Annotated in this window: 7 protein-coding genes and 2 pseudogenes; 5 read left to right on the plus strand and 4 right to left on the minus strand. The window is 64.5% G+C overall.

What is annotated here, in order from left to right; all coding sequences use genetic code 11:
- A partial coding sequence (locus YU9_RS0137895; protein WP_027576897.1) for a helix-turn-helix domain-containing protein occupies positions 1-203 on the minus strand: 203 nt, incomplete at its 3' end.
- A gap of 148 nt (positions 204-351) precedes the next feature.
- On the opposite strand from YU9_RS0137895, the gene YU9_RS0137900 reads away from it, so the two are divergent.
- On the plus strand, positions 352-870 hold the full coding sequence (locus YU9_RS0137900) for a hypothetical protein (RefSeq protein WP_156952370.1): 519 nt from the start codon (positions 352-354) through the stop codon (positions 868-870).
- 24 nt (positions 871-894) lie between these two features.
- Here the strand turns inward: YU9_RS0137900 and YU9_RS50575 are convergent, their stop codons facing one another.
- Together YU9_RS50575 and YU9_RS50580 are read right to left on the minus strand one after the other, a co-directional pair.
- Entirely contained in the window at positions 895-1,272 is a 378-nt protein-coding gene (locus tag YU9_RS50575) for a hypothetical protein (RefSeq protein WP_245266723.1), read from the minus strand.
- 61 nt (positions 1,273-1,333) lie between these two features.
- Positions 1,334-1,534, minus strand: a pseudogene (locus YU9_RS50580) (TetR/AcrR family transcriptional regulator); the annotation flags it as partial.
- A gap of 72 nt (positions 1,535-1,606) precedes the next feature.
- On the opposite strand from YU9_RS50580, the gene YU9_RS0137910 reads away from it, so the two are divergent.
- Positions 1,607-2,581, plus strand: a complete 975-nt coding sequence (locus tag YU9_RS0137910) for an alpha/beta hydrolase fold domain-containing protein (protein ID WP_027577359.1) — start codon at positions 1,607-1,609, stop codon at positions 2,579-2,581.
- A gap of 127 nt (positions 2,582-2,708) precedes the next feature.
- Here the strand turns inward: YU9_RS0137910 and YU9_RS0137915 are convergent, their stop codons facing one another.
- Complete coding sequence (locus YU9_RS0137915) at positions 2,709-2,948, minus strand: hypothetical protein (protein WP_027577360.1); 240 nt, start codon at positions 2,946-2,948, stop codon at positions 2,709-2,711.
- A 388-nt stretch (positions 2,949-3,336) separates the two neighbouring features.
- Between YU9_RS0137915 and YU9_RS0137920 the strand changes: the two genes are divergently transcribed.
- The 3 genes and pseudogenes from YU9_RS0137920 to YU9_RS0137930 form a co-directional block, all read left to right on the plus strand.
- Positions 3,337-4,308: an SDR family NAD(P)-dependent oxidoreductase gene (locus YU9_RS0137920; RefSeq protein ID WP_027577361.1), complete on the plus strand. Its 972-nt coding sequence runs from the start codon at positions 3,337-3,339 to the stop codon at positions 4,306-4,308.
- Between the two features lie 249 nt (positions 4,309-4,557).
- On the plus strand, positions 4,558-5,670 hold the full coding sequence (locus YU9_RS0137925) for a S9 family peptidase (RefSeq protein WP_027577362.1): 1,113 nt from the start codon (positions 4,558-4,560) through the stop codon (positions 5,668-5,670).
- Between the two features lie 119 nt (positions 5,671-5,789).
- Positions 5,790-5,981 (plus strand): annotated as a pseudogene (locus YU9_RS0137930) (IS5/IS1182 family transposase); the annotation flags it as partial.

Raw genomic sequence — 5,981 nt, forward strand, 5'->3', positions numbered from 1 at the left:
AACTGGTTGGCATAGCGTATCGGGCGTCTGGAGCGGTCGCTCAGCGCCTCAAGCCCGTGTGCCTTGTAGCGAGCGAAAATCTTGTAACCGGTCTTGCGGGATATGCCGAACTCCCGGCAGACCTCTGTCATGGCTTCCCCATCCAGAAGCCGGGCGACAAAACGCAGGCGCTCTTCCATCACCGAACTCGCTCTCCACGGCATCCACACCTCCCGCAGAACAAAAGCGGAAAGTGTAACCCATGTGTCCGGTACGAAGTGTCACCTATGTCTCGGGTCGCTCACAAATCATCTGTCGGGTGGATCGACCGTCGGCGTGGAGCCCGCTCCCGCCGGTGACGATGACGCGCGCGTGGCCGCTCGATGGTCGGCAAACCAAAATGCCGAAAACAACCCCATGCACAGTAGCGAAGCCATTGGCGGAATGACGGTTTTCCGAATCGGTTTGACGCGTGGGGCAAAACAGGGGCATAATGTCATTGTGCCAGCCCGTGGGATGGGTATGTATCGGATCGCTCTGCTCTGCACGTTCGCGCTGACCGCCTCGCCTACGTTGGCCGGCGACAAGCTGAAAGATCAAGAAACTGATCGGCTCTTGCAGATTCTTCGTGACGAGATCGAGCGCGAGGATTGTCTGTGGCGCGAGAGCTTGGCACGATTGACCGATCAACCTTCTGACGAGCAGCAGAAGATTGCCGGCCTCGTCGCCCATTTCTGCAGCCAGAAGCATCGAGAGCGGATCGTCCAGGGGGCGACGACGGAAGATCTCGTCAGGCATGAAGTCGCGCAATACGACCAGCTTTGGGCGCAGGAGCGGGCGATCGCGATCGGATGGCAGATTCGGGAGCTTAAGCAGCGGCGTCTTCCCTAGAAGCGCACGCTGAGCAACGCCCGCCTACCTCAAATACCCCACCACCATCCGCGTCGTCTCGTCCACCAGCACCTTCACCGTCTTCTCCGACAGCATCTCGGCGTGGTTCAGCACCGTGTTGTGCGCGACCGCTTCGATCGTGCTGACGCAGATGAACGTCGCCAGCCCCGGGTCGATCTTGCGCATCTCCTTGCGGCGGCTTTCGAGATAGGTGCGCACCAAAGTGTGGACCTCGCGGTTGAAGGCTTCGACCTCCTTGAGCTGGCCGGTGCGCGGGATCTGCTCGGCGAGCACCCGATGCAGTTTCGGGTTGATGCGGTGGGCTTCGATCGCGACGGTGACGAGTTTTCGTACGGCCTTGTCGAGGGACGATGGCCATGATCTCCTCGTTGTGCCGCTCAATCACGGCGGCGACGAGGGCCTCCTTGCTTGGGAAATACTGATAGAGCGAGCCGGCGCTGACGCCGGCTACTTCCGCGATGCGGTTGGTGCTGGCCTTCTCAAAACCTTCGCGGACCAGAATGCGAGCAGTCGCTTCGACCAGGGCGTCGACGGTGGCGCGTGAGCGCGCCTGCGAGGCATTTTTCCGGGGTTTTGTCGGCGGCTTGCGCGGCATGGGCCATCGATCCGAATGCGAGTAGGAAAAGCGAGCGAATGCTCGCATTATACGCACGATCGCCGGCTGATGGACAGAGGGCAGTCGCGAGCCGGCGGACGCAGCAAATGAGGGCAGAGCATGAGCGTTGCAAAAATCCTGTCGATCGGGCGGCTGTGCGGTGAAGGTCGTTTCACGTGGGACGCGGCGTCGAACGATCCCGCGCCGAGCCTGCAGAGCCGGTGCTTCAACATGCTGCTGCGGTTGCTTCCGTTCAAGAAGCAGCTCGCCTCCGCCGAGGCCGTGCAGGCCCATGTGCGCAAGCTCGCCTTGCAGCCGGCCTCGCACGAGCCGACGGGTTTGGTCCGCGATGTCGAGGTGACGCTGACCGGGATGGGCGGGTGGCCCGTGTACTACACCGCGCCGGCTTCGGGCCATGAGGGCTGCAACTACGTGATGTTCCTGCATGGCGGCGGCTACATCAACGAGATCGTGCCGGCACATTGGCGCTTCGTCGGCGAAATGACGCGCAAGGCGCGCGTCTCGTGCGTCGTGCCGATCTATCCGCTCGCGCCGCGCGCGACCGCCAAGGACGTCGTGCCGGCGACGGCGGAGCTCTTGCGTATGCTGCTGGAAGACGCCGGGCCCGCCAAGGTCACGGTAGCAGGCAATTCCGCCGGCGCGGGTCTCGCGCTCGCCGCCTGCCAATGGCTGCGCGATCGCGGTCATCGGCAGCCGGCGCGGATGGTGCTGATCTCGCCCGCGGCCGATGCCTCGGTCAGCCGTCCGGAGCAGGTTGCGATCGCGGCGCGCGATCCGATCCAGGACATTCCGGGAATCGTGGAGGCGGGGCGGCTCTATGCCGGCGAGCTCGATGTCGGCCATCCGTTCGTCAGCCCGCTCAACGGCGCCTTCCGCTCGCTCGCGCCGATGACGATCTTCGCTGGCACGCGCGATCTGCTCTATCCTGATAGCGTCGATCTGGCGGAGCGGGCGAGGGCGGTGGGCGTGCCGGTCGAGCTGCATCTGCTCCGTGACCAGCCGCACAACTATGCGTTGATGCCGACGCCGGAAGGCCGACGGGCGCGTGCGATCATCTTGCGTGAGGTGGCTTGATTGGAGATGGATGTGATCGTTGTCACGGAGCGCCGTCTTATTGGACTGGCGCGGTGCGGTCCGTCGGCGGCGGCCTCCGGGGCGTTTCCTCGATCCGTCGCGTTCGGATCAGTAGTTTTGCGGGGCCTTAGGCGTGGCCCTTGATCTCGTAGCGACCCGGCACGCATTTGTAGCGCTCGAGGCGCCAATTGGCGTGATAGATCGGATGCTCGCCCATCCATTTCGCCAGGGGTGCCTGTGCGCCGACCGCGCACTGCATCATCGAAATCTCGGGCGTCATGTTGCTGTCGGTCACGATTTCCTCGACGCAAGCGCCCGAGGCAGATGCACCTAGCCGGCAGAGCACGGCAACGACGGTCACGAACATTCCTGTCACCTCATCGGTTGTTTCTGACCACGAAGAGGATGCAAGCGGAGTGCCAGAGCCTGTGACAGGCAAACCACACGCTGGCCTAGCCGACTCAACCCAGGGTCCCCATCTGACGATTCGGATTGTAAAAAGAATGCCCGTTTCCCGAAGCCGGACAGATACGGAAGCCGGGCAGTCATCCCTGGATTGCTTTCACGAGGCGTCCCGATGCGCTGAGCTGGCCGCGCGTCGAAGCGGCGGAATAGTCCGTCCGCCGAAATAACTGATATCGAACGACAGCGCGCCGCTTTTACCCGCGGATGCGCGGCTGCTACAGTTTTGCGCGCGCCGCGCTGAGCGGCGCTGTGAGGAAGAAACATACCGACAAGGGGAGGGACCGAGTCCCATGAAGGATTTTGCTGGAAAGATCGCGGTCATCACCGGCGGCGGCACGGGCATGGGGCGCGAGCTCGCGCGGCAGCTCGTCGCTGAAGGCTGCAACGTCGCGATGTGCGACGTTTCGGAAGCCGCGATGGCCGAGACCAAGCGGCTCTGCGAGGCCGAGAAGCTGCCGCAGGGCCTGCGCGTCACGACGCATGTCGCCGACGTCGCGATCGAGGATCATCTCAAGTGTTTTCGCGATGAGCTCGCCGAGCAGCAGAAGACGGACAAGATCCATCTCCTGTTCAACAATGCCGGCATCGGTGGCGGCGGCAGCCTGTTCACCAACACGCGCGAGCAGTGGGAGCGCACCTTCAACATCTGCTGGGGCGGGGTCTATCTCGGCGTGCGCACCTTCCTGCCGATGCTGGTCGCCGCGGACGAGGCCCACATCGTCAACACCGCGAGCGTCAACGGCTTCTGGGCCTCGATCGGCATGAACCAGGCGCACACCGCCTACAGCTCGGCCAAGTTCGCGGTGAAGGGATTTACCGAAGCGCTGATCAACGACCTGCGCCTGCACGCGCCGCACGTCAAATGCTCGGTGGCGATGCCCGGTCATATCGGCACCTCGATCGTTTCCAACTCGCGCAAGGTGCAGAGCGCCGATGGGTTGGAGCGGCTCAACGCCGACGAGGTGGCGCTAACCCGCAAGCGCATGGCCGCGGCCGGCGTGCCGGATGCCGACAAGATGTCGGACGAGGACATTCAGGCGGCGTTCGCCGAGCGCGCCCGCAGCTTCCTCGAGGACGCGCCGACGACGGCCGCGCAGGCGGCGAAGATCATTCTCGACGGCGTCAAGGCGGAGCGCTGGCGCATTCTCGTCGGCGAGGACGCCAAGCATCTCGACGAGCGCGTACGCGCCACGCCGGAGCAGGCTTACGACCGCGCCTTCTTCGAAAGTATCACGCAGGAGGTCGGCTGGCGGCTCGGTTGAGGCCGCCTCCGAGCGGACGCGAATATAGGTATGATGATCATCATGGCAAGAGATGCGTCAGCAATTTTGCGTGCCATCTCTTGCCAATGTTCGCCGGCTCCATGACCAATCGGAATGTCACGCATGCGACATGACGATGTTCAAGCGATGGTGATCTGAAACGCCTCTCATCGGGCGCACGGCCGCTTGGTTGACGAGCTGAAATGGTCTAGTCAATGAGCGTAACGCGACGACAGAGCGTAGCTCCCGATGATGCCCGCATGCCTCTCCGACGACTGGACCCTTTGCCCGGAACGAGAGGACATTTCTGCTGAGTTCACGCGGCTGCTCACCGCGGCCCAGGAGGGCGGCGCCACGATCGCCGAATGCCTGATGATCGCGCGGCAGCTCAAGCGCGGCGACGACCGGTCCTGGCATCGCGAGTGGAAGAAGCTGGCGCAAACCAATCGGCAGCGCGCCGAGGCCGCGTTCGCGGAGGGCCACCTTGCGAGCGCGCAGCGCAACTGGCTGCGCGCGATGAACTACTATGGTGCCGCGGCGATGCCGCTCGACCCCGCCGACGAGCGCCGCTGGGTCGCGGTGCTGGCGATGCAGGAATGCGCGCGCCGCTACCTCGCCGCGCGCAGCCCGGCCGGCGAGGTGGTGACGATACCTTGGCTCGACGGGCATTCGCTGCAGGGCTACTTCCTTCCGGCGCCGTCGGGGAAGGGGCGGGCTCCGACCGTGATCTGCATCGGCGAGCCCGGCCACCGCAAGGAAGAGTTTCTGGTCAAGCTCGTGCCGCATGCGCGCGAGCGCGGCTTCTCGATGCTGGCACTCGACCTGTTCGGCGACCAGCGCGACGACTATCTCGACGCGCTGTTGCGGCGCCGGGATCTCGAGAGCGCGATCCCCGGCGTCATGGACTATCTGGAGACGCGGAGAGACGTCGATTTCGCGCGCGTCGGGATCATCGCCGATGGCTGGGGCTCGTCCTTCGTGGCGCGCGCGGTATTGCAGGAGCCGCGGCTGGCCGCCGCCGTCTGCGACGGCGGCCTGTGGGACCTGCACGAGCGGGCCTTCTTTGCCAGCCGATTCGCGATGAGCGACGTCAGCATCGTCCCGGTGCCGCATGCGCCGCTGATGGCCTCCAGCGCCGACTGTCCGGTGCTGATCACGCTCGGCGAGGACGGCTGGCTCAAGGCCGATCGGGCGCGTCAGCTCGTCCAGAACTCGCGGCTCGGCAGTTCGGATGTCATGCTGAAGGTGTTCACGGCGGCCGAGACGGGCGCGGCGCAGGCCCATGCGGACAATCCGAGCCTTGCCAACGAATACATCTTCGACTGGCTCGAATCGCGGCTCGGCGCCGCCGGACGAATCTGAAGCGCGGTGAGATGTGGCTTGAGTGTTGCGACGATGGAGGTGCGCTCCCTCTCCCGCTTGCGAGAGCTTTGCATTATTCGCGAATCTGCGATTCCCTAGACGGATTGGAGGGGATGGGAATGGCATATCGGCAGGTGGGGCAACCGAGCTTTGCGGACGCGCTGGCGTCGTCGCGGCGTGGAAAAGGCAATCCGGTGCTGAGGCGGATCAGCGAACTGGTGGATTGGACCGCGGTGGAGCACGTGCTGGGCGGTCTGCCGGAACCGGAGCGCGGGGCGCCGCCGTACCCGCGGCTGGTGATGTTGAAGGCG

This window comes from Bradyrhizobium sp. WSM1743 (assembly GCF_000473065.1).
Taxonomy (GTDB): Bacteria; Pseudomonadota; Alphaproteobacteria; order Rhizobiales; family Xanthobacteraceae; genus Bradyrhizobium.

Excerpts from the sequence above, each read along its gene's own strand:
- YU9_RS0137920 (WP_027577361.1), top strand. The coding sequence starts at position 3,337 with ATGAAGGATTTTGCTGGAAAGATCGCGGTCATCACCGGCGGCGGCACG.
- YU9_RS0137915 (WP_027577360.1), bottom strand. The coding sequence starts at position 2,948 with ATGTTCGTGACCGTCGTTGCCGTGCTCTGCCGGCTAGGTGCATCTGCC.
- YU9_RS0137910 (WP_027577359.1), top strand. The coding sequence starts at position 1,607 with ATGAGCGTTGCAAAAATCCTGTCGATCGGGCGGCTGTGCGGTGAAGGT.
- YU9_RS0137925 (WP_027577362.1), top strand. The coding sequence starts at position 4,558 with ATGATGCCCGCATGCCTCTCCGACGACTGGACCCTTTGCCCGGAACGA.